The organism is Alkaliphilus serpentinus, from assembly GCF_009017255.1.
GTDB lineage: Bacteria > Bacillota > Clostridia > Peptostreptococcales > Natronincolaceae > Alkaliphilus_D > Alkaliphilus_D serpentinus.
Genome location: NZ_WBZB01000039.1, coordinates 1 through 22,864 on the forward strand (window position 1 = coordinate 1; position 22,864 = coordinate 22,864).

General features: G+C 36.1%; 23 protein-coding genes and 2 riboswitches. Of the genes, 3 read left to right on the plus strand and 20 right to left on the minus strand.

What is annotated here, in order from left to right; translation table 11 throughout:
• Positions 1–661: 661 nt before the first annotated feature.
• From F8153_RS10690 to F8153_RS10735, 10 genes are all read right to left on the minus strand, one after another.
• Positions 662–1,012, minus strand: coding sequence for a hypothetical protein (locus tag F8153_RS10690; protein WP_151866348.1), 351 nt, complete (start codon positions 1,010–1,012; stop codon positions 662–664).
• A 2-nt stretch (positions 1,013–1,014) separates the two neighbouring features.
• Positions 1,015–2,313 (minus strand): DUF1576 domain-containing protein, encoded by a 1,299-nt coding sequence (locus tag F8153_RS10695; RefSeq protein WP_192929778.1) that lies wholly within the window; start codon positions 2,311–2,313, stop codon positions 1,015–1,017.
• Between the two features lie 135 nt (positions 2,314–2,448).
• Complete coding sequence (locus tag F8153_RS10700) at positions 2,449–3,204, minus strand: ABC transporter permease (RefSeq protein WP_151866349.1); 756 nt, start codon at positions 3,202–3,204, stop codon at positions 2,449–2,451.
• A gap of 15 nt (positions 3,205–3,219) precedes the next feature.
• Positions 3,220–3,924 (minus strand): ABC transporter ATP-binding protein, encoded by a 705-nt coding sequence (locus F8153_RS10705; protein WP_192929779.1) that lies wholly within the window; start codon positions 3,922–3,924, stop codon positions 3,220–3,222.
• Positions 3,917–4,363, minus strand: a complete 447-nt coding sequence (locus F8153_RS10710; RefSeq protein WP_151866351.1) for a MarR family winged helix-turn-helix transcriptional regulator — start codon at positions 4,361–4,363, stop codon at positions 3,917–3,919. The genes F8153_RS10705 and F8153_RS10710 overlap by 8 nt, the downstream gene beginning before the upstream one ends.
• 141 nt (positions 4,364–4,504) lie before the next feature.
• Positions 4,505–4,966: a 6,7-dimethyl-8-ribityllumazine synthase gene (gene ribH / locus F8153_RS10715; RefSeq protein WP_151866352.1), complete on the minus strand. Its 462-nt coding sequence runs from the start codon at positions 4,964–4,966 to the stop codon at positions 4,505–4,507.
• Positions 4,967–4,968: 2 nt separating this feature from the next.
• Positions 4,969–6,183 (minus strand): bifunctional 3,4-dihydroxy-2-butanone-4-phosphate synthase/GTP cyclohydrolase II, encoded by a 1,215-nt coding sequence (locus F8153_RS10720; RefSeq protein ID WP_151866353.1) that lies wholly within the window; start codon positions 6,181–6,183, stop codon positions 4,969–4,971.
• A 22-nt stretch (positions 6,184–6,205) separates the two neighbouring features.
• The gene (gene ribE, locus F8153_RS10725; protein WP_151866354.1) at positions 6,206–6,856 is read right to left on the minus strand and encodes a riboflavin synthase; all 651 of its coding nucleotides are present in this window, start codon (positions 6,854–6,856) and stop codon (positions 6,206–6,208) included.
• 1 nt (position 6,857) lies between these two features.
• On the minus strand, positions 6,858–7,958 hold the full coding sequence (gene ribD / locus F8153_RS10730; RefSeq protein ID WP_151866355.1) for a bifunctional diaminohydroxyphosphoribosylaminopyrimidine deaminase/5-amino-6-(5-phosphoribosylamino)uracil reductase RibD: 1,101 nt from the start codon (positions 7,956–7,958) through the stop codon (positions 6,858–6,860).
• A gap of 117 nt (positions 7,959–8,075) precedes the next feature.
• Positions 8,076–8,202, minus strand: a riboswitch (FMN riboswitch).
• A 60-nt stretch (positions 8,203–8,262) separates the two neighbouring features.
• Positions 8,263–9,165, minus strand: a complete 903-nt coding sequence (locus F8153_RS10735) for a DMT family transporter (protein ID WP_151866356.1) — start codon at positions 9,163–9,165, stop codon at positions 8,263–8,265.
• 245 nt (positions 9,166–9,410) lie between these two features.
• Between F8153_RS10735 and ytaF the strand changes: the two genes are divergently transcribed.
• On the plus strand, positions 9,411–10,046 hold the full coding sequence (ytaF, locus tag F8153_RS10740; RefSeq protein ID WP_151866357.1) for a sporulation membrane protein YtaF: 636 nt from the start codon (positions 9,411–9,413) through the stop codon (positions 10,044–10,046).
• A 77-nt stretch (positions 10,047–10,123) separates the two neighbouring features.
• On the plus strand, positions 10,124–10,519 hold the full coding sequence (locus F8153_RS10745; RefSeq protein WP_207707724.1) for a DUF1622 domain-containing protein: 396 nt from the start codon (positions 10,124–10,126) through the stop codon (positions 10,517–10,519).
• Positions 10,520–10,603: 84 nt separating this feature from the next.
• Here F8153_RS10745 and F8153_RS10750 read toward each other — a convergent pair whose 3' ends face one another.
• Positions 10,604–11,161: a TIGR03943 family putative permease subunit gene (locus F8153_RS10750; RefSeq protein ID WP_151866358.1), complete on the minus strand. Its 558-nt coding sequence runs from the start codon at positions 11,159–11,161 to the stop codon at positions 10,604–10,606.
• A gap of 65 nt (positions 11,162–11,226) precedes the next feature.
• Complete coding sequence (locus F8153_RS10755; RefSeq protein ID WP_151866359.1) at positions 11,227–12,615, minus strand: Na+/H+ antiporter NhaC family protein; 1,389 nt, start codon at positions 12,613–12,615, stop codon at positions 11,227–11,229.
• A 250-nt stretch (positions 12,616–12,865) separates the two neighbouring features.
• Positions 12,866–12,961, plus strand: a riboswitch (THF riboswitch).
• Between the two features lie 77 nt (positions 12,962–13,038).
• Between F8153_RS10755 and F8153_RS10760 the strand changes: the two genes are divergently transcribed.
• Positions 13,039–13,593 carry a folate family ECF transporter S component gene (locus F8153_RS10760; protein WP_151866360.1) on the plus strand — a complete coding sequence of 185 codons (555 nt, stop codon included), beginning with the start codon at positions 13,039–13,041 and terminating at the stop codon, positions 13,591–13,593.
• Between the two features lie 68 nt (positions 13,594–13,661).
• Here the strand turns inward: F8153_RS10760 and F8153_RS10765 are convergent, their stop codons facing one another.
• The 8 genes from F8153_RS10765 to F8153_RS10800 form a co-directional block, all read right to left on the minus strand.
• Complete coding sequence (locus F8153_RS10765; RefSeq protein WP_151866361.1) at positions 13,662–14,504, minus strand: sugar ABC transporter permease; 843 nt, start codon at positions 14,502–14,504, stop codon at positions 13,662–13,664.
• On the minus strand, positions 14,505–15,464 hold the full coding sequence (locus F8153_RS10770) for a carbohydrate ABC transporter permease (protein ID WP_151866362.1): 960 nt from the start codon (positions 15,462–15,464) through the stop codon (positions 14,505–14,507).
• Positions 15,465–15,550: 86 nt separating this feature from the next.
• Positions 15,551–16,798: a sugar ABC transporter substrate-binding protein gene (locus tag F8153_RS10775; protein ID WP_151866363.1), complete on the minus strand. Its 1,248-nt coding sequence runs from the start codon at positions 16,796–16,798 to the stop codon at positions 15,551–15,553.
• A 296-nt stretch (positions 16,799–17,094) separates the two neighbouring features.
• Positions 17,095–18,105, minus strand: a complete 1,011-nt coding sequence (locus F8153_RS10780) for a LacI family DNA-binding transcriptional regulator (RefSeq protein ID WP_151866364.1) — start codon at positions 18,103–18,105, stop codon at positions 17,095–17,097.
• 96 nt (positions 18,106–18,201) lie between these two features.
• Positions 18,202–19,710: a 4-alpha-glucanotransferase gene (malQ, locus tag F8153_RS10785; protein ID WP_151866365.1), complete on the minus strand. Its 1,509-nt coding sequence runs from the start codon at positions 19,708–19,710 to the stop codon at positions 18,202–18,204.
• Positions 19,711–19,797: 87 nt separating this feature from the next.
• Entirely contained in the window at positions 19,798–20,781 is a 984-nt protein-coding gene (locus tag F8153_RS10790; RefSeq protein WP_151866366.1) for a PucR family transcriptional regulator, read from the minus strand.
• An 18-nt stretch (positions 20,782–20,799) separates the two neighbouring features.
• Positions 20,800–21,912, minus strand: coding sequence for an ABC transporter ATP-binding protein (locus tag F8153_RS10795; RefSeq protein WP_151866367.1), 1,113 nt, complete (start codon positions 21,910–21,912; stop codon positions 20,800–20,802).
• 305 nt (positions 21,913–22,217) lie between these two features.
• Positions 22,218–22,757, minus strand: coding sequence for a peroxiredoxin (locus F8153_RS10800; protein ID WP_151866368.1), 540 nt, complete (start codon positions 22,755–22,757; stop codon positions 22,218–22,220).
• Positions 22,758–22,864: the final 107 nt, after the last annotated feature.

Here is a 22,864-nt window from a genome sequence, read left to right on the forward strand (position 1 = left end):
TCACTTTTAACTTTTCACTTTTAAATAAATTTTGCTGGCTTATATTCTAAACTGTTCAGTTTTCAAAGACCTGCTATACTGTTGAAAATCCTTTATCTTCTTCGTTGCTTCATAAATTTTGAATCCTCACCTATATCTGTATAGGCTCCGGTGAAAAATTTACTTGCGCCTTGAATCTAAAGTTTTTGAACAGCATTTCTTACTGTTGCTAATTCCTCATCTTCTTCGTTGCTGCATAAATTTTGCATCCTCGCCTATGTCTGTATAGGCTCCGGTGAAAAATTTACTTGCGCCTTGAATCTAAGTCCTTTTGAGCATTCTCATTAAAGCTCTTTCAAGGGGTTTACCCCCTTTGCCATCAACTGGCGACTTATCTAATATATCATATTTTCATCTTCATGTCAACCTCTTTTTTAAAATACATTTTTTACATTTAATAGTCTTTTGCATTAACAGATATTTTTATACATTCATTGAATCAATCACATAAATGTTTTTTACCTGTTGCCTTGAGGCGACTTTAATAATATACCACTTTTAAAAGGACTTTTCAACTGGTATTTTTTCTCTTTATTATACGCTTTTATCATCTGTATATCGCTAAAATATTATGATATACAAAGGATATTATAATAAAATTAAGGGTGAGATATTCTCACCCTTAACTACACTTTTTCCTAATTAATCTTATTTTAAGACAGCTATCGATATATTCTACAGTAGAGTCATCTGTCATCATTCCTATAATGTTCAATTCATGATATTGCTGATTTTCGCCCACCAGCTCCCATGAGTATTCCTCTACAGGTTCCTGCCTCGGTATTTCCAGAGACTCTCTTAACTCTGTTAATTCCTCCACCGATAGCTCAATGGGCTTGCAGGTTATACATATCTCCACTTGATGATCATCTTTATCATCAATCATAATATGACAATCCCTAGCCCCTCGATGAATTGCATAATTCATTATTTCGTCTACTATTCTTATACTTCTTGATGGGTCTAATAACAAATTTACTCTCCCCTTCTTAAGGAATCTAAAATTGGCACTAGAGTCGCTGCAACCAGTCCACCAGAAAAACCATTATTATAAAGATTGATACCACCATGGACAATTCCAACATTCATAACCATCGCCATATGAAGAAATCCGGCAATTATTCCACCCTTCCAGCCAAACTCACCGGCAATGGGAGCAAGGCTAGTTCCAAATAGTGCAGCCAGCAATGGTCCAACAGCATTAATCTCCCACTTCATTATATAGGCTGCTAAAAGGACTCCAAGCATAACAGGTGTAATATTTTTAGCATGTTTACCAAAAGATCCAAAGGCAACTACTGTAAATATACCCCCGATTATAGGCCCATTAAGCTGCCCTTTCACAAGTATGATATATAAAGTAGTTATTAATCCCAGTATACCCATGTTAATTAAGCTTAATCCAAAGCCATCTAAGAGAACAAAGTCTTCTACTAATCTACCTTTATGCTTTAATAGCCTTCCGTATCCTTTAAAGGAATATTTATTAAAGTAAAATCCTAATAAAACCATCGCTACAAATAGGATTACTATAAATAAACCAAGGCTTTTATTATATCCTTCAATAATCAATAACCTTTTTTCGTTTTCTAAATTAAAGGCCCTAAAAATAGCCATAAATAAGGTACCCACAACCCCCGCAGTAAAACCGATATTGTAAAGGTTGAAGCCTTGGTGAAACTTAATGAAATGATTTGCTAGAGGTGGCAGTATAAAGCCAATAACAATTCCCACTATGTTACCGAGGGCAATTGCCATTATAGGGTCAAGGCCGAATCCATAGCTGACCTGACTAACAGCAGGGGCTAATGCCGTTCCAAATAGAGCAATTAAAATGAACTTGCTAAATTTTTCCTTCTTATATAAACTGTAGAAATAAACCCCTAAAAGAATAGCCCAGATATTGTAGATATTCTTCCCAAAGAGGGCGAATCCTCCAACCGTCAGCACTGCTGCCATAGTTGTACCATTCATATTTACCCCATTAATCTTTGCAATGGTTATGGATATAATCATAAGTATACCACTATTCAATAAGGCTGCACCAATATTACCTACGTACATATAGTCCGATACTAATATACTTGGATCTACCAGTATACTTTGCAGACCATTGAAAATTTCAATTGGGCTATTAAATATAAAGGCTGCCATCAACACAAACAGTGCGATTCCATACATTACTGTATATTTTGTTTTTTCGTTTATCATGATTATTTCTATATCCTCTTTCTCTTCCTTTGCATTCAACTGTAATTCCGCAGACCCTTGCATTTATGATCCTCCTATCAACATTACATAAGATTGTTATTAGTTGCACAATGTGCACTAAATCTTATTATATCTAATTCTAGGTCCTGTGACAACTAATTTGTATGCAAAGATAGTTAAATTTTGTTGTTGTTGTATTTATATCATTGACCTATTTAGTTGTTTTCTTGCATTAAAATATCGCTTATAGGTTATCAGAGCTCCAGAAAATGTAGCTATAGACACTGTTGATATTAACATAAAGGTTACCATTATTTGATATCTTATGGCTAATACCGGTGATTGGCCTGCTAAAATTAAACCAGTCATCATACCTGGTAGTTGCACAATACCTAAGGTTTGCATTGAATCTACACTTGGCTGCATCCCTGTTCTAATGGCATCTCTAATTAAATCTATAGAAGCTGTTTTTTCTGTTGCACCCAGTGCTAGCTTGATTTCAACCTCCTGATACTTGTTTTTAAAATTATTATTTAGCTGTTTAAAGGTTAATCCTAATGCAACCATAGAATTTCCAACAATCATTCCGCTTACAGGAATAACCTCCGATGGAGAATAGCTTATTGCACCAGTGATAACAAGGATCGCAATAGTAATTGATGCTCCTAAAAAAATAGATACATATGCAGTTTTCTTAGTATCCTTTATTTGTCCTCCTCTTTTGGCAGCTATCTGACTGGCATTAAAAATCATAAGTAGTAGTATTACTGTAGTGATAATCCAATTATCGACCTTAAATATATATGTTAACACAATACCTATTAACGATAGTTGTAGAGTGGCACGAATTACTCCTATTATGATGTCCTTTTCTAGGTGTATTTTTTGTGTCTTTGATATTGATAGGGCTATCAATACTAATACCGTTGTAAAGGATAGGGTTAATATACTCATAGTTCTACCTCCTCATTAGCTTTCAATAAATTCTTTGATAAAGTCTTTTTGTTGATGACTAAAGAATTCTTCAGTCGTAGAGTCCATAAAAACAGTACCCTCTTTGAAAAAGACAGTTCGACTTCCCATCCGCTTTGCTTGTTCTACACTATGGGTTACCAATATAATAGTAATGTGATATTTCTTGTATATGTCTTTTATAAATTCTTCAACTAGCTTTGTATTTATAGGATCAAGGGAAGAAGTTATTTCATCCAGCAGCAGCACCTTTGGCCTAAGCATTAAACTCCTTAAAAGGGAAATCCTCTGTTGCTCACCCCCAGATAAGTCCTTACATTTTTTATCAAGAATCTCCTTTTTAAGATTTAAGCTTGTCAGCATCTCAGTAACATAATCTTCATCCAATTCCAATTTTCCTAGTTTAATAGGATATTCAATATTCTCTCTAACTTTTTCACCAAATAAATAGGGGACTTGAAACACATACCCAACTTCTCTCCTGAGGTCTATTGGGTCTATCTCAAGTATATCTCTTCCGTCATATCTTATAACCCCTCCATTAAAGGACTCTAAGCCATTCAATAGTTTTAAAAAGGTGGACTTTCCACTACCCGATGGCCCCATTATATTAATAAACTCACCCTCTTTAAAGCTAAGGGTAATTTCCTTTAATATCGTTTGATGATTTCTAGCTACTGATATATCCTCTACATTAATCATTTTCCAATGCTCCCTCATTAAATAAAGTGTCCTTGTTAATCCCATCTAGCACCTCTATTAGCAGCTGCCTAAGTTGTTGGCCTTTATCCCCTTTTACAGGTCGAAAAAAGTTATAAGAAAATATTTTATCTTCCTTTATATGATGCTTTATTTGATGGATCCCCTTATCTGTAAGGGAAATATATACTACCCTTCTATTTTTATTACCTCTCACCCTATTTATCAAGTCATTTTTTTCTAACCTATCAATTATCCCCGTTAGGGTGGAGGGGGGGATATGGTATTTCTCACTTAAATCCTTTGGAGTGACTTTACCACCAAAATAGATTCTCTCTAATATATACATATCCTGGGGCAATAGACCAGAGGACTTCAATTGATATTCTTCCTTGAACTTAAATATATCAATCAACCTATGGATTAACTCTTGATCATTCATAATTCCACCTCCGTATTATACGTTATTCGTATTATAATTAGTATATCAAAGCACCTTTTAGATTTCAAGCAAAGAATCTCACACTCTCAATATATAAAAAGAAGATATCCCTTTAGATATCTCCTTAATCTTATCCCTTTATTATATTTCCCTTAGAAGATTGGCCATTTCTATTGCCGTTACCGCTGCCTCAAAACCCTTATTCCCAGCCTTAGTACCAGCCCTCTCAATTGCCTGTTCTATAGTATCTGTTGTTAAAACTCCAAATATCGTTGGCACCTCAGTTTCTAAACCAACTAGAGCTACTCCCTTGGTTACTTCATTAGAAACATAGTCAAAGTGAGGTGTTGCCCCTCTAATTACAGCTCCTAAGCATATAACAGCATCGTATCTTTGGGTTTTTGCCATCTTTTTCGCCACCAATGGAATCTCAAAGGCTCCGGGAACCCATGTAATTTCTATATTGTCCTGGTATCCTCCGTGTCTTTTTATAGCATCTAGGGCTCCTGCCAAAAGCTTGCTACCAATAAATTCATTAAAACGTCCAATAACAATAGCAAATTTCAAACCTTCAGCTGTTAAATTTCCTTCGTAAACTCTCATTATTAATTCTCCTCCTTAAATTCTAACATGTGGCCTAATTTTTTTTGTTTAGTTTTAAGATAATACTCATTCTTTTCATTATGATTCATTTGAATAGGTACCCGTTCTACCACCTCTAGGTTATATCCTGACAATCCTACTAACTTGCGTGGATTATTGGTTATAAGCCTAATTTTTTTAACGCCTAGATCCTTTAATATTTGTGCACCTATACCATAATCCCTCATATCTTCTGGAAATCCAAGGGCTAAATTAGCTTCCACTGTATCATAGCCTTCATCCTGAAGGGCATAGGCTCGAAGCTTATTAATCAAACCGATACCTCTACCCTCCTGTCGCATATAAAGGATTATTCCCCTACCTTCCTCCTCTACCATTTCCATAGCCGTTCCCAATTGATCACCACAGTCGCATCTTAAAGAACCAAAGGCATCCCCTGTTAGGCATTCAGAGTGAACCCTTACTAAAACCGGTTCATCTCCAGCGACATTCCCCTTCACCAGCGCCACGTGGTGTTCATTATTCAATATGTTTTCATAGCCTACTATATTAAAGCTCCCGTGACTTGTAGGCATCTTTGCCTCCGTCACCCTTTTTATGGTTCTTTCATTTTTTCTTCTGTAGGCAATTAAATCTGCAATGGTAATAATCTTTAAACTATGCTCCTTTATAAATTCCATTAACTGTGGAACCCTTGACATGGATCCATCATCATTCATAATTTCACAGATCACTCCTGCAGGATATAGTCCAGCCATTCTAGCTAAATCAACTGATGCCTCAGTGTGGCCTGCTCTAGTAAGTACTCCTCCTTTTCTAGCAGAAAGGGGGAATATATGGCCTGGTTTTTTAAAATCCTTTGGCTTTGTATCTGATTTAACCGCCTTTAATACTGTTAATGCCCTTTCGTGGGCTGATATCCCTGTGGTGGTTTCGATGGCATCTATAGATACAGTAAAGGCCGTTTGATGCTCATCAGTATTTCTAGTTACCATTTGAGGTAAGTCTAATTCTTGTAGTCTCTCAGCCGTCATGGGTAGACAAATTAAACCTCGTCCATATTTAGCCATAAAGTTTATGGTCTCTGGGGTTATAAGCTCAGCAGCTGCAACTAAATCTCCTTCATTCTCTCGATCTTCATCATCAATTACTACAATCATTTTCCCTTTTTTAATATCCTCTAAAGCTTCTTCAATGTTGTTAAATTCATATTCCATCTAATCTCAACCTTTCCAATTATCAAAATCCATGCTTCGCTAGAAATTCCATCGTGATATCCTTCTTACCATTTTCCTTGTCATCTTTGTGATTTATAAGCTTTTCAATATATTTTACAATCATATCACACTCAAGATTTACCAATTGCCCCACGCCTTTTTCAATAAGGGTAGTTTCATCTTTAGTATGGGGGATGATGGAAACCTTGAATATCCTATCATCAACATAGGCCACCGTTAAACTAACTCCATCTATGGCAATGGATCCTTTATTAATAATGTATTTCAGTAATTCCCTAGAGGGTTGAACTGTAATCCATACAGCATTATCCTCTTTTTCATATTCCTGTATAATGCCTACATCGTCTATATGACCGCTGACAATATGTCCACCTAGCCTAGTTCCAACGGCAACTGCCCTTTCTAAATTAACCCTACTACCGACCTTTAAACTTCTTAGATTGCTTCTTCGCATGGTTTCTGCCATTACATCTACCCTAAAACTATTGGAGTTAAATTGATTAACCGTAAGACATACACCATTTGTTGAAATACTGTCCCCCAGCTTCACATCCTCCAATACTTTTTTTGCCTCGACAACGATACTTGCACCATCACCACTTTTTGAAAGGCTCTTAATTTTTCCTATTTCCTCAATAATACCTGTAAACATATTACTTATCTCCTTTAAAGTATCCTTCTATTAATAGATCCTTACCTAAGTACCCAACCCTTAGGTCATTAAGCATGAAAGCGTCATCCACATTGATTTTTCCTTCGCCCTCCACAGGGGTTAAGGCAGCAGTGCCACCTAAAATTTTAGGTGCTATGAAGGTAATCATTTTATCCACGATTCCTTCCTCTAAGGCAGAGTAATTCAATGTACCTCCACCCTCCAATAAAATGCTATCTATTCTCCGTTTTCCCAGTTCTATCATCAGTTGATTTAAATCAACTCTGTTGTTCTTTTCAGGTAATATAATGATTTCTACATGTTTGTCCTTAAGCTTCAAAAGCTTCTCCTTAGGTCCTCTGTTGGTGGTGGCAATTATCGTTGGCTGCTGCGATGCAGTTTCAACAACAATACTATCTAATGGAATTCGCAAGCTACTATCTACGATAACTCTTGTTGGGTGACTTACTTCTTCTAAGGGTAATCTCGTATTTAATCTAGGATTATCTTTAATAACTGTTGTTATTCCAACCATTATTCCTGCCACTCTATTTCTTATTTGGTGGACATAGTATCTAGATTCCTCTCCTGTTATCCATTTAGAGTTTCCTTCTGCGGTAGCAATTTTTCCATCCATCGACATGGCTGTTTTCAAGATTAAAAAGGGTTTACTTGTGGTTATGTATTTAATGAATATTTCATTTAGCCTACGGGCCTCCTCCTCTAAAACACCATGAATAACCTCTATACCGTGGTCTTGCAAAATCTTTATTCCCCTACCAGCAACTAAAGGGTTAGGATCTGTCATGGCAACTACAACGGTTTTAATTCCTGCCCTTATGATGGCCTCAACGCATGGAGGTGTTTTCCCATAATGGGAACAGGGCTCTAGATTTACATATAAGGTTGTACCTTCCCCTTGAAAATTAATTTTCTTTAAGGCATCCAGCTCGGCATGATCTCCACCATAAACCTTATGGAATCCCTCCGAGATAATTTTATCATCTCTTACAATTACAGCTCCCACCAAAGGATTGGGCCTAGTTTTTCCCATGCCCTCCTCTGCCAGTTCAAGGGCCCTTTTCATATATTTAATATCCATAAATTTCACCTCCCTTTATTTTTCCCTTTAAACCAATAAAAAAAACCCTGAGTTACCTCAGGGTCATTGTTTATGAATAGAAATCAACCTAATAGAAAGCATAGGCCTTCTATTATATTACTCCTTCTCTCATCCAGACTATAACTGTCGGCTCTGGAATTACACCAGATCTGCCAAAAGGCTCGCGGGCTTCGTTATAAACGTTACCGCCGGTAGGGAATCGCACCCTGCCCTGAAGGTTTCATTATTAATTGTATTTAAAAGATATCATAATTTGTGATCTAACACAAGGAAAAATTCATAATTATGCTTTAGCTTCCGTAAGCTTTTTGCCTTCCTTGTGGTTTACAATCAGTATTCCCATAATGATGACCACGCCACCCAAAAGCTGCAATGGATATAAGCGTTCTCCAAGCAACAAGAAGGCCGCTATTACTCCTATAAAAGGCATTAGGTTTATATATACATTGGTTTGGGACGGCCCTAAATTCTTTAAAGCATATAGATAGAGAACATAGCATAGGGCTGAGCAAAATAGTGCTAGATATAAAATGTTGACCCATGACAATAGAGAAATCGACTGCCACTGACCCCTTTCCAAAAGAGCAAAGGGTACTAAAAATATTCCACCTATTATACTTTGATAGGTTGATATAGAAATTGTAGGATATTTTCCATCTAAGGACTTATTAATCATTGAGTAGGCTACCCAGCTTAAGGCTGCGCCAATCATCAGTAGGCTTCCTATTATTACTTCATTACCTGCATTAACTGAAATGGAATTACCGATTACCAGCACTACTCCTAGAAGGGATAATATAACTCCAAGCATTTTCTTGGGTCCAATTTTAACTTTGTATATAAGGCCCTCTAGTACCACTGTAAATAGAGGTATAGCTGCCAAAAGAATTGTGGCATTGGCTGCACTAATAAATCTGAGGCCGTAGTTTTCAAATATAAAATAGACAGTAACACCAATTGTGCCACCCAACGTCATATTTTTTATATCTTCCTTCTTTAGCTTAACATTTGGATTCATTCTTAAATTCAGAATGATCAAACATACAGAAGCTATTATAAAGCGTAGAAGTGCAAGGGTTGCAGGGGGAACCTCCCTTAGGGCGATCTTATTGCTGGAAGCCGATATACCCCAGAAAAGGACCGTCAACAATATTGCGATATTTGCATAGAGTCTTTTTTTATTCATTGAAGTCTCTCCTTAAGTAATGTAAAAATTGAGAATTAAATACTCAAAGGAATGAAAATCAAATATATTCATCAAGGTGACTATTTTTTTATAACTAATATTTATTTCCAACCCTACTGATTATTAATTAGTTTATATGCCCTTTTAATAATATCCTAAAGTGATGTTTTTGTAAATAAACTTCATCACTCTATTGTATTTACTTGCATACTGTAATTAATATGATACAAAAAAGGAGGGATTAAATGCTACAGGCAATTATGATTGCATTTGCCATCAGCGTAGATAGCTTTAGTGTAGGTGTTGCTTATGGTGTAAAAAATATTAAAGTGCCTCTCCCTTCAATATTTATATTAGATATCATATCTGTGGTCTTATTAGCCTTGGGTCTTTTTACAGGAAATCTATTAACCAGGATTTTCCCTCCTATCGTTACAAATTTATTGGGCTCTATTATAATAATTGTCATTGGTATATGGTTCCTCATAGAAGGATGGCTTAATTACAAATTCCCTAAAGAAAAGATTCAACAGCAAGCTACAATAGCCTTTATAAGCATAAAATCATTGGGTATTGCCATTTCTGTATTAAGGAATCCCTCTGGGGCAGATTTAGATGTTTCAGGTACTATTGATACTAAAGAAGCTATGCTTTTAGGCTTTGCCCTTGCCATAGACTCCCTTGCAGTTGGTATCGTGGTTTCAATAAACTCCCTAGCAATTATATTATCCGCCTTAGTTTTGGTAGCCACAATGAATTTCTTGTTTTTATTAATGGGCATTTTCATCGGCAAAAGGTTTCTAATGAAAAGCTTAAAAGAAAAAACCTCATTAGTACCTGGTTTCATTTTAATAATACTGGGGATAATACGCTTATTATAAAAATTCTATGGAAATACTATTTTCATTAAATACTGTAATGGATTTAATTAGGCTTATGATAAATTTAGGAGGTTCAAATGATACTAGAACATTATATAGAGGATTATATTCAGTTGATTGTAGTATATACAATTTATGTACTGGAGTTAATTGGTATTTTCATTATTGGCTATTCAGCCGTAAGAGGTTTCTATAATTATATTAAAGAAAAGCTAAAATTTAATGATACCTGTATAAAGATCGAAATTGCAAAGGGTTTAGCCTTGGGTTTGGAATTTAAGCTAGGCGGCGAGGTTCTTAGAACAATCCTTGTTAGAACCATGGATGAAATCAAGGTTCTAGCTGCTATCATTGTCCTTAGGGTGATTCTTACCTTTGTTATCCACTGGGAGATTTCTTCTGAATTGCATCAAGATGAAGAAATTAGAGAATCTATGAATCGCAAACAGGCCTCTTTGAAAAAAGAAAAATAGAAATGTAAGTACCTCTTTAGAAGATTTGAGACTAATAGGTTGCAAAACCCCAAAGTCGGCCTGAGCTTAATTTGGGGTTTTCGTCTATGGTTCTAAATAGTGCTCTTCAGGTTCTGGAATTGCCTCTAATGAATTTACAACAATTAAAGGTTTCTGACTTTCCTCTCCTAAATCCTCATCATAATAGTTCATAGCCTGTAGGCTTCCTTCAATTTTTACCCATGTATTTTCCTCTGGTATATCACCATCATAATAGCAATTAAGAGTAATCATCTCTGGGTCATTCTCGCAACAGGTAATGACATATCGCGTTAAATAAAAGCTATTCTCCTCTAAATCCTGTGGTTTTAATACAAATCCTTGGATATCCACCCCCATACCATGATAGTCTTCAAAGTTATACATAAGCTCCACCATGTTTATTAAATAATTCTCATTATTAAAGATCATTACACCATTAATGATTTTCATGGCTTCCATGGGATCTCTTAAATTGATCTCTTCCCTCAAGTCTTCTGTACTGCTTTGATCAGTTGGAAATTCTTCATTTGGTTTTTTGGCTACGCTATATATTGTAAAAAACAATAATGACATAATGATTAAAGGTACTATAGCTTTTGTAATAATATCTTTTTTACCCATTACAACCTCCTATTAACTAAATCTGTATATCTATGAAATTATATTAGAGAATTGTGTGTTTTATTCTATATACTGGGGCTATCTTCTGTTAATCCTTGGTCATCCTCCTTATATAAACCCCAATATCCATAAGCCAGGGTTATCATGGGTAGAACATAGCATATAATTGCTACCGGTAAGTATTTGATAGTGCTGACCCCTAAAAGGGATACGATGGCAACAGCATTTACATTCCATGGTATCAGTGGTACTAAGACTGTACCGGTATCAGCAATGGTTCTAGCAAGGGTTTTTCCGGAAATTCTTCTCTTTTTAAATTCATCCTTCATGAATCTGCCTGGGATAATTATTGATAGGCTTTGATTACAAGTAATTGTAGCTATAATAAAGCTTAAGAGAGAGGTTTTATAGATGAGTCCCCCCACCTTATGAATCCCCTTTAAATACCATCGCTTAATTGCCTCCATCATAGATAGCTCTTCTATTAATCCGTTGAGGGCTGTAGATACTCCAATGATGATAATTACATTCTTCATGGATAATAATCCTCCACCTGAAATCAACTGAGCCAGTTGGGGGTCTAGGGGATAATAACCTGAAAATAATGATTTGGCTACTTCTATAAAAGAAGGGTTATATACGAAGGCTATAATTCCTAGGCTTGCAATTAGGCCAGTAGCCATACAATATACTATGGATACCTTCAGTAGTGACATGAATAAGATCACCAGTGGTGGCAAAAATGAATACCAGCCCATAGAAAAGCTACCGTTTATAATCCTCATGGTTTCTTCTATTTTTTCTAGACCCAATCCCTCCACCATATATCTATCTCCGGTAACATAATAGAATATTATAGAGATGACAAAAGCAGGGATAAGGGTTGTCATCATATGTTTAACAGTCTCCATCAGCTTCGATTCCGTTACACTAACAGTTAGGTTTAAGGAACTGGACATTGGTGAGGACCTGTCACCAATATATGCACCAGATATGATAGCCCCAGCTACTAGATATGGCGGTAATCCCATAGCCCTTGCAACCTCCATAAGGGGAATTCCTACGGTACTGATAGTACCAATGGAAGTGCCTAAAATCATTGAAATACCGCTACTTATAATAAAAGCTGCTAAAGGAAAATTCATATTAGACAGATAGCTCAGTCCCACTTTCATCATTGCAGGGATAATACCACCCATCATCCATGCAGCTGATATCATCCCTATTAATGACATGATGATCAGCAAAACATAGGCCTTCCTAACTCCCCTATACATCATAGATAGCAGTTCATCTAGATTGTAACCATGGGCTTTTCCCACCGATAAAACCAAAACAAGACCAAATAACAAGCCATAATAGGCCACTTTAAAAATACTAATACCTAGCAGGATAGCTATTAGTGTCAAAACAACACATATAATCGATGTTTTAGTCTTAATTTCCCTCTTCATTCTATGTCCTTCCTTCACAATGTTATAGTATTAGTACTAAAAAATTTGCTGAAAGCTTCATTCCTCTATGATTAATTAATTTTTACTTACATATTTCACTTTTCACATTTCATTTTTCACTTTACATTTTTTATTTTTCATTATTATCCCTTATATATTCTAACACTTTTTATCAAAAATTGCTTGTTAGTTCCCATATATTACAAAGCCTTTACATATCCTTGTTTTCATAGTATTATATAATAACGAAGGCAGAGTAGACATTATGCGTTAAGTGTTAGGAGATGGGAAGTCGCTCCTAAACGAAGAATTATTCAATTCGCGATATAATGTTGCGTCCGCTGCTGCATATGAGAGATACCATGATATTCTCTTAATGTGTAGCGCCTTATGCCTACTAATTAAGAGAAAGGAGGTAAGCAAATGGCAATCTCTCACAAATCATCAAAAACTGGTTTCATCACTCAAAGTAGATTATCAACTAGAAAGCTGGTAATGGCTTCATTGCTTGCAGGCTTAACGATTATCCTTACTAGGTATGGATCTATCATGCTGGCTGGAGGTACTATAAGGCTAGGCTTTGGAAACCTACCCGTTATACTTTCTGGCATACTTTTAGGCCCTATAGGTGGTGCCTTAACTGGTATCGTAGGGGATCTTCTAGGAGTCTTAGTTTTATCTCAGGGTGGCTTTCATCCTGGATTCACTTTAAGTGCTGCTTTAACAGGATTCATTCCTGGTTTAGTCGTAGCATTAAACCATAAGAAAAAGTTTTCTTTCTTAAATATTGTGTTGGCTAATCTATTGGTTTATTTAGTAATTTCATTAGGCTTAAATACTCTATGGCTTACTCAATTAATAGGCAAGAGTTTCTTTGTTTTATTGCCAGCTAGAGGACTAGCCCAAGGTATTGTAACAGTAATAACCATATTTTTGATATACTTCCTATCAAAATTCTTTAAATACTGGGAAAATTAATAAAAGGACCGCAAGGTCCTTTTTTAGTTTGAAACTAGTATCAATAATCCAGATCTTAATCTTATTTTTTATCCCTTTACTCCCCCAACTGTTAATCCACTTACAATATACTTTTGGAACACCATATAGATAATGGTTAAGGGTAGTGCCATAATTATTGATCCAGCACAGAAAACTCCCCATGAGACGGTTCTAAAGTCTGCTGCCCAACCAAAGAGACCTTGAGCTAGGGTATACATTGATCCATCCGATAAAAAAAGATATGAGGTTACGTAATCAGTCCACGGAGCAGTAAAAACAAAAATTGCTGTAATGGCAATAGCTGGCTTTGCTAAGGGTAGCATGATCAGAGTAAAGATTTGAAGCCTAGATGCACCATCTACAATGGCTGCTTCCTCGATGGATTTAGGAACCGTATCAAAATATCCTTTTAGATTCCACACTGCAAAGGCCATGTTGGCGGCAGACCATATAAATATTAGGCTCATGTAAGTGTTTTTAATCCCCAATACCTTCACCAGCATTAGCTGAGGTACCAAGGAGGCAGTTGCAGGTAGCATCATATATACTACAAAAGAGGCTAAGCCTGATTTTTTTCCTGGAAAATCAAACCTGGAAAAGGCGTAGGCAGCTAGGGTAGCTAGGGTTAAACAAAAAATTGTCGTACCAGCTGCAAATATAAAGCTATTCTTTAACCACATTAAAAATCTAGGATGGGATAGCACCGTAGTAAAGTTCTGTATTGTTGGATTTTGTGGCAACAGATATAAGTCCGTTGTTACTAGAGTAGTTCTACTATCAAGGGCAGTATTTAACACCCACCATATTGGTACCAGAGTGATCATACATACGGTTATCATAAATAAATGGGTAAAAAAGTAACTAATTTTTTCCTTCATTTTTCTACTCATTTACTCCACCCCTTCCTGCGATAATGCCTTTGTTACCCTCATGTTAATCATGGTAATGGCTATTAGAATTATAGAAACGATAACCGAATAGGTTGCTGCCATCGAATAGGCATTTTGTTGGGTTAAAACATTAAACTGATAGGTAGATACAATTTCAGTAGCCTTGTTTGGCCCACCACCGGTAATAAGATATATTACATTAAAATTGGTAAAGGTCCAAATTGTTCCTAGAATGGTTGCAGGAAGCATAGCTGGTTTTAGTAACGGCAGGGTTATATTCCTAAGTTTTTGCCAAGGTGTTGCTCCATCAATATCTGCTGCCTCATAATAATCCCTAGGTATACTTTGGAGGGCACCTGTGGCCACCATTGTCATAAAGGGAAAGCCCAACCAAATATTTACGATAATTGCTGACATTAATGCCAATTGTGGATGGGATAACCAAGGTACTGGTTGAATTCCTAAATTTCTTAGTATGATATTAAAAAAACCAAATTGCTCATTATACATCATTCTCCAAACCAAGGCTGTTACAAACTGTGGTATAGCCCAAGGTAAAATAATTAAGGTTCTGTAGAACCCCTTCCACCTCAGCTTTGGCCTGTTTAAGGTTAATGCCAAAACAAGACCTACAGTAACATGAAAAAAGACGTTGGCAAAGGTCCATACAAAGGTCCTTATTAAAACCCTAAAGAATTCTGCATCCAAACCACCTAAGGCCCTTATATAGTTACGTAATCCTACAAATCTTACGGTATCTTGCCCCATGGTATATAGGTTTGAGTTAAAGAAGGAAAGGCCAATACCATATATAATTGGACCAATTGAAATGATTAAAACCAATAGCATAGAAGGTAAAACATAATAATAAGCTTGCTTATTTTTTTTCATCCTATGCCATAGCTTTCCTTCCTTTGAAATTGTCGAGGTTGTTTTTTCACTGACAATCACCGGTTTCATTCTTTCACTCCTCGTTGAAAAAGCCGTCTATAGTTCTATTTTAAATGATTAGGCCTGGATAAACCAGACCTAATCTTATTTTAGAATTATTCACCTTTTGCTTCTTTAATAGCTTGCTCTATGGTAGTTTGTACTGTGTTAGCAACATCGGATGGATTTCCATTTGAGTCAAGAACTGAATCTATACCATCCTTAACTGGAGTCCATACCTGACCCATTTCTGGAATAGCTGGCATAGCAATGGCACTTTTGGCCTGCTCCTGAATTAATTGATCAGTCCACTTGTCAAGGGCTCCTACCTTCGTATTGGCAGGTACTGTTCCAACCATTTCATTAAACATCTTTGCAATTTCTGCAGATGCCATAAACTTTGCAAACTCATTGGCTGCTGCCTTGTTTTGTGACTCCTTAGACATAAAGGCCATCTTTACACCCATAAAAGGCTTAGATTCATTTCCTGTGATGTCATTCTTAGGAAAAGTAGTGGCTCCCCAGTTTACACCTGCTGCTTCTAAATCTCCAAAGCTCCATGGTCCATTTATCCAGAAGGCTGCTTTCCCTTCCATAAATAAAGCTTGTGCTGTACCATAATCCAATTGCTTAGGCATAACCTTTTCTTCGTTCTTTAGTTTATCTAAAAAGTCTAAGTAAGCAATAAACGCTTCATTGTTGAAGTTTGGTACTGCTTCGTCATCTTTGTTAAAGTTAAATATTTCATTTCCAAAACCAGAGAAGAAAGGATGGGTGAAGTAGAATATTCCATTATAGTCAAATACAATACCCCAGTTTTCGCCTTTGGTATTTTCCTTAGCTATGTTAACCATTTCTGTGATGGTTTTAGGAGCTTCGGTAACTAGATCTTTGTTGTAGATAAGTACAATTGCTTCCATTGACATAGGATAGCCATAATGCTTACCAGCGTAGGCACCTGCTTCATAGGTACTTGGTATATAATCGCCCTTTACAGACTTCACCCCATCGTCTATTGCTTGAACCATGTTGGCAACAGCAAATTCACCTGTCCAGTCATGGGGTCCAAAGAAAATATCTGGGCCATCTCCCGTTTGAATTGAAGCCTTTAGCTTATCTTTATAGCCACCTTCAAATGGTGTGTACAATAAATCAAATTGAATTTTTGGATGCTTTGCAGTAAACTGCTTAGTAGCTTCAATTAAAGCTGCTTCTTCTTGACCAGTCCATCCATGCCATACCCTTAATGTAACCTCTTGCTCTGGATCAAATTTACCTATTTCAGAGCTGGTGGATGTAGAACAGCCTGCTAATAAAACTACAAACATCGTAATCAGTAAAGCAACGCTGATAAGTCTTTTCATGAATATTTCCCCCTTTTACAATAATCTACATTTTTTATGCAACCGTTTGCATCTAATAAAATTATATACCATACTCTCTACCCTTGTCAATATAAAAAAATTGTCTCATCCGTCCATTTTGAATATTATTACTCTTGAGATAGACCTCTTATATGATAAAGAGATTAGAATTCTTTTTCTATTGAAATTACCCTTATCCAATATAAAAAGAGCAATACCTATTGTACTGCTCTACTTTACCCGATAGTACCTATGACTCTGTATTTTGCCTACTTTTACGACAATCTAGTAGATGATCATCTACTAGAATCCCTTTTAATAAATTCTGTATCAACTATATAGAAATTATGTTGTAATTTTCCATTGTCTATACCATCTAAAAGAAGTCTGGCTGCGTGATTTCCCAGGTCGGTTGCGTTGATTTCTACTGAGGTTAAGCTTGGGGTTAAATATTGTGCCAGTATAGTATTGTTAAAACCTGTAATAGATATTCCTTTAGGAATCGCATAGCCCATCTCCTTAATAGCCCTCATACTACCATAGGCAATCAAATCGTCTGTAGTGACGATTGCATCAATATCATGAACCTTCCGCAGAAGCCTTAAGGTAGAACGATATCCCTCATCTTCAGTAAAATCTACCTCTACCACAAGATTAGAATCGTAATCTATGCCATGCTTATTTAAGGCCCTTTTATATCCTAAAAATCTATTTTGAGTAACCTTTAACTTCTGGTCTCCACCTAAGAAAGCGATCCTTTTATGGCCTGATTTAATAAGACTTTCTGTAACCTCAAACATGGCTACCTCGTTATTGTTATCTATCCATAGAATTTCATCCTTCTTTATTGGTGTACCAACTACAACAAAAGGAAAGTTGTTTTCCATAAGAAACTCTATATTTTTATCCTCTTCTCTTACGGTCATTAAAATTATTCCATCCACCCTTTTGGAATTAACAATCCTTATAATTTGCTCCAGTTCATCCTCTTCATTTCTAGCAGAAGATAGTAGAAGGGAATAGTTCTGACTCTCTAGGTATCTTGTAACCCCTAAAATAAACTGAGTAAAGAAGGGATTGACAAAGCTATCCTCAGCTGAAGCGGGAAGAATCATCCCTAAGGTCTGGGAGGATTTATTAGCAAGGCTTCTGGCTATCTCGTTTGGATGGTACCCTAATTCTTGTACGATTTCCTTTATTTTATCTTTAGTGACCTGACTAATAAGGGGACTATTTTTTAAGGCCCTAGACACGGTGGATGTAGAAACCTGAGCTTTTTTTGCTACTTCCTTTATTGTAACCTTCATATTAACGCTTCCTTCTATTAAATATTCTAAATTAACATTAATTTTATCATTATTTTCCTTTCAGGTGAATAGCTATTTCATTATTTATTTGTCTCTTTATCTACCTCGACCAGTTTTTTCTGTTACCTCAACAAGAAATTGTTCCATTTCAGGGGTCACCTGATTTTGTGTGAACCGCCAGTCCCAATTACCTCCTACTGTTCCTGGATAGTTCATTCGACCCTCATTATCTAAGCATAACACATCCTGCATAGGTATGATTGCTATCTGGGAGGCAGTGGTCATGGTTATTTCAATCAACCTCCAACAAATCTCCTTGCCATCCATCCCTTTATGAATCCCGTAATATCTATCAAGAATATTCAACACATCGGTGGCACCAGTTTCAACTAGACTTTTGTACCAGCCTAAAGAGGTTTCATTATCATGGGTTCCAGTATACACCACTGAATTAGCCTCAAAGCCCATTGGTCGTTGATTTCTTGGGTTATGAGGACCAAAGGAAAACTGTATAATCTTCATACCAGGAAACTGAAACCTGTTCTTAAGATGATTTACTTCTGGAGTAATAAATCCTAAATCCTCTACTACAACAGGCAGCTCTTTAAGATGCTTGAAGATAGTTGTAAAAAGCTCTGCTCCCGGAGCTTTTACCCACTTCCCCGTTGCAGCTGTTGGAGCACTGGCTGGTATCTCCCAATAGGCTTCAAAGCCTCTGAAATGATCAATTCTTATGATATCTACTAGCTCCATCAGTTTTGCGAATCGATATCTCCACCATAGGAAATCATCTTCCATCATTTTATCCCATCTAAAGTGAGGATTACCCCATAACTGTCCGGTTTTACTAAAGTAATCCGGTGGAACTCCTGCTACCTTCGTAGGATTTCCTTTTTCATCAACCTCAAAAAGATGGGGCTGAGTCCATGCATCACTACTATCATAGGAAATAAATATAGGCAGGTCTCCTATAATTTTAATATGATTCTCATTGGCATAGGCTTTAAGCTCCTTCCATTGCTTATCAAAGATATATTGTAGAAAGTGATGAAATTCTATTTCTTCACGCAAAAGCTTTTTGTAGTGTTCTATCCCCTCTGGAGTCCTATAGGCAATTTTATCATCCCATTGGTTCCATGGCCTTTCATTATGATGATTTTTTAAAGCCATAAAAAAGCAGTAATCAAAAAGCCAGTAGCTATTATTTGATAGAAAGCTCTCATATTCTCCACTGTTATCTGCATTATTAAACCTACTAAAGGCCCTTCTAAAAACCTTCAATTTATAATCCATAGCTCTTTGAAATTCTACCCTTTTGTCATTAAACTTCGGAAGATCTTCTAAATCCTCCGGAAGAATCAAACCATCTTCCATTAATTTATCGATACTAATAAGATAGGAGTTACCTGCAAAGGCTGAGAAGCCTTGATAGGGGGACTCGCCATATCCGGGAGGGGTTAGGGGAAGTATTTGCCACAGACTTTGCCTGCTTCTTATTAGAAAATCTATAAATTCATAAGCCTCGTTTCCCATATCCCCAATGCCGTACTTAGAAGGCAGAGATGTGGGATGAAGGAGAATGCCACTGGATCTTTGCAATATCATTTATTAACCCTCCATCCAAAATTAATAATTTACGCAAACGCTTGCATAATGCTTTATTTAATAAGCGGCAGCCAAGCTCCCTACCGCTTATGTAATACTTTTTCTAAGAAGCCAACTAAGCTTAAAAAACATCGCATCATTAAACTTTCTTAAATCTAGGCCTGTATCTCTGTAAAATTTATCTAATCTGTAATTCAAGGTATTACGATGAATATATAGCTTTCCTGCTGCTTCACCTAAGTTCAAATCGCTATTTAATAGAACTTCCATTGTATAAACTAAATCTTCTTCCATCTTATCATATAGGTCTTTTTTAAAGTTTTCAATATATATTTTTCTTCTCTCTTTATAAGGGATTGAATAAATAAGCCTTTCCAGTTTAATATTTTCTGTATTCAGTACATGTTCACCAGGAAAGAAAACCTTCCCTATTTCAATAACCTCCATAGTCTCTTTAAATGCCTCATATATATCCTGAAGTTTATCATAGCCTCTACTTATGGTTATTTTAATATCTATAAGGAGTTCGGCATTGATGGTATCTCTAATTTGATTAGCTAGGGCGATGGGGTTATGACTATCCCCAGCAACAAATAGAACTATGCCATAGTCCATCTCTACAGAAATGACCCTTTGATCCCCCTTAAAGGCAACGTTTAAAAGTTGTAGAGTATCTGTCATGTCGATATTCTCTTCCCCCTTTAAGAGGATAAGTCTGTATAAATCAGAGGCTTTCATCAATTGTTGCTTAGCCCTTTTCAATAGCAATGGATCATACTGACCTTTAAGCAAGGAGATTAATAACTCTTCTCTACTATAGCTGTTCTGATTATAGGTTTGAATAATCAGTAGTTCTAGCAGTTTCCAAACCTCTAGCCCAAGACGATCTTTAGATGCCAAGTATAGCTCATCATTCCCCTGTAGCTTTATGGAATATGTAAAATGATATTCTAAAAATTTGGCATCATTATTTTCGGTAGCTATTAGAAGGTTCTTATTTTCGTCAAATAAGGCCAGACTATAACCGATGCTGCTATTAAAATGCTTAAACAACTCATTTAATGCCTTCATATTGATCCCTCATTATCATTAAAAGATTGCGACCTCTGTTTCTTTATCGAAAATGTGGATTTTATTTGGGTCAAAGGCCACGTTTATTTGGGTATTTGGTTTAATATTTGAAGAAGATGCACCGACTCTACCAGTGAAGCTATCCTTTCCAACCCTTAAGTAAATATAGGTTTCAGCACCCATAAGCTCTGATACTTCTATTGTGCCCTCTACAATACAATTAGGATACTTTTTAAGAGTCAAATCATCATTATAGATGTCCTCTGGTCTTATACCCATTACTACATCTTTGTTTATATAGCCTTTATCAAGAAGCATCTTAGATTTTTCTTCAGTTAACTGAATTTTATTATGATCAAAAACAAATACAGTATGTTGGCCTTCTGTTAAAAGCTTTCCTTCTACAAAGTTCATTTGAGGGCTTCCAATAAACCCTGCAACAAACACATTGGTTGGATAATTATAAAGGTTTAGGGGTGTATCCACCTGTTGAACAATTCCATCCTTCATAACCACAATTCTATCACCCATTGTCATAGCTTCTGTTTGATCGTGGGTTACATAAATAAAAGTTGTTTGAAGCTTCTGATGGAGTTTAGAAATCTCAGTTCTCATTTGTACCCTAAGTTTTGCATCTAGATTTGAAAGGGGTTCATCCATCAAGAAAACCTTGGGCTCCCTAACAATAGCTCTACCTAAGGCAACCCTTTGCCTTTGTCCACCAGAAAGGGCCTTTGGCTTTCGCTTCAAATATTCCTCAATATTTAGGATTTTGGCGGCCTCCATAACCCTTTTGTTGATTTCATCCTTTGGTGTTTTTTTCAGTTTTAGTCCAAAGGCCATGTTTTCATATACTGTCATATGGGGATATAGTGCATAGTTTTGGAACACCATTGCTATATCCCTATCCTTTGGAGCAACATCGTTTACTAATCGATCGTCAATGTATAGCTGACCTTGGGATATTTCCTCTAAGCCCGCAATCATCCTTAAAGTTGTAGATTTTCCACATCCTGAAGGACCTACCAACACAATGAATTCTTTATCGTTAATTTCTAAGTTGAAGTCCTTTACTGCAGTAATATTCCCTGGATAAACCTTATAAATGTTTTGAAGCGATAATTTTGCCAATTCTATAACCTCCCTATCAAAATATTTATTTGCCCCTATATATCCACAATAGGCAAACTTATAATAATATTCTATATTAAAGGAAGGCAATTAATAAATTGACAAAATTCACAAAATTTCAAAGCCACCTTGTACCAACGGCTTTAGATGGTTTGAAGACTGTCCCATGTCATCTTATAGTTTAATGCTATCATAATTTTGTTCAATATGACAGAAAAAGAATTTTACTAATTAGCAATTTAAGAAAAACAAATAGGGACTGATATTTATCAATCCCTATCATTCTAAGGTTATCCCTTTAGATTTTATAAAGTTTCATCTCCCGGCATCCAATCGATGGGGCATAAGCCGCCACTTTGTAAGGCTTTTAAAACCCGTAAAGTTTCATCAACACTTCTACCAACATTTAAATCATGAATTACAGAATATCTTAATATTCCTTCAGGATCAATAATAAATAATCCTCGAAGGGCTATACCTTCTTCCTCAATTAAAACCCCATAGTCTCTTGCAACTTTTTGGGTCATATCTGAAGCCAATGGAAGTTTAAGTTTTCCTAAGCCACCTTGATCAGCTGCAGCATTAATCCACGCCTTGTGGGAATGTTCACTATCTGTACTGACCCCTAATATATCTGCATTCATAGCTCTGAACTCATCTATCTTACTGTTATAACCTTTAATTTCTGTGGGGCAAACAAATGTAAAATCCAATGGATAAAAAAACATCACTAACCATTTTCCCTTGTAACCATTTAGAGTTACACTCCCAAAGTTTTTACCCTCACCATCAACTGTTTTCATCTCGAAGTGTGGTGCCTTAAGTCCAACTGTTCTTTCCGCCATAATCATTTTACCTCCTATTAATAATAATTTGTCCATTATATTATATCCACTGCTTTTCAATTTAAACATAATTATTATTAATTAATATTGATTATTATTTAAAGTTT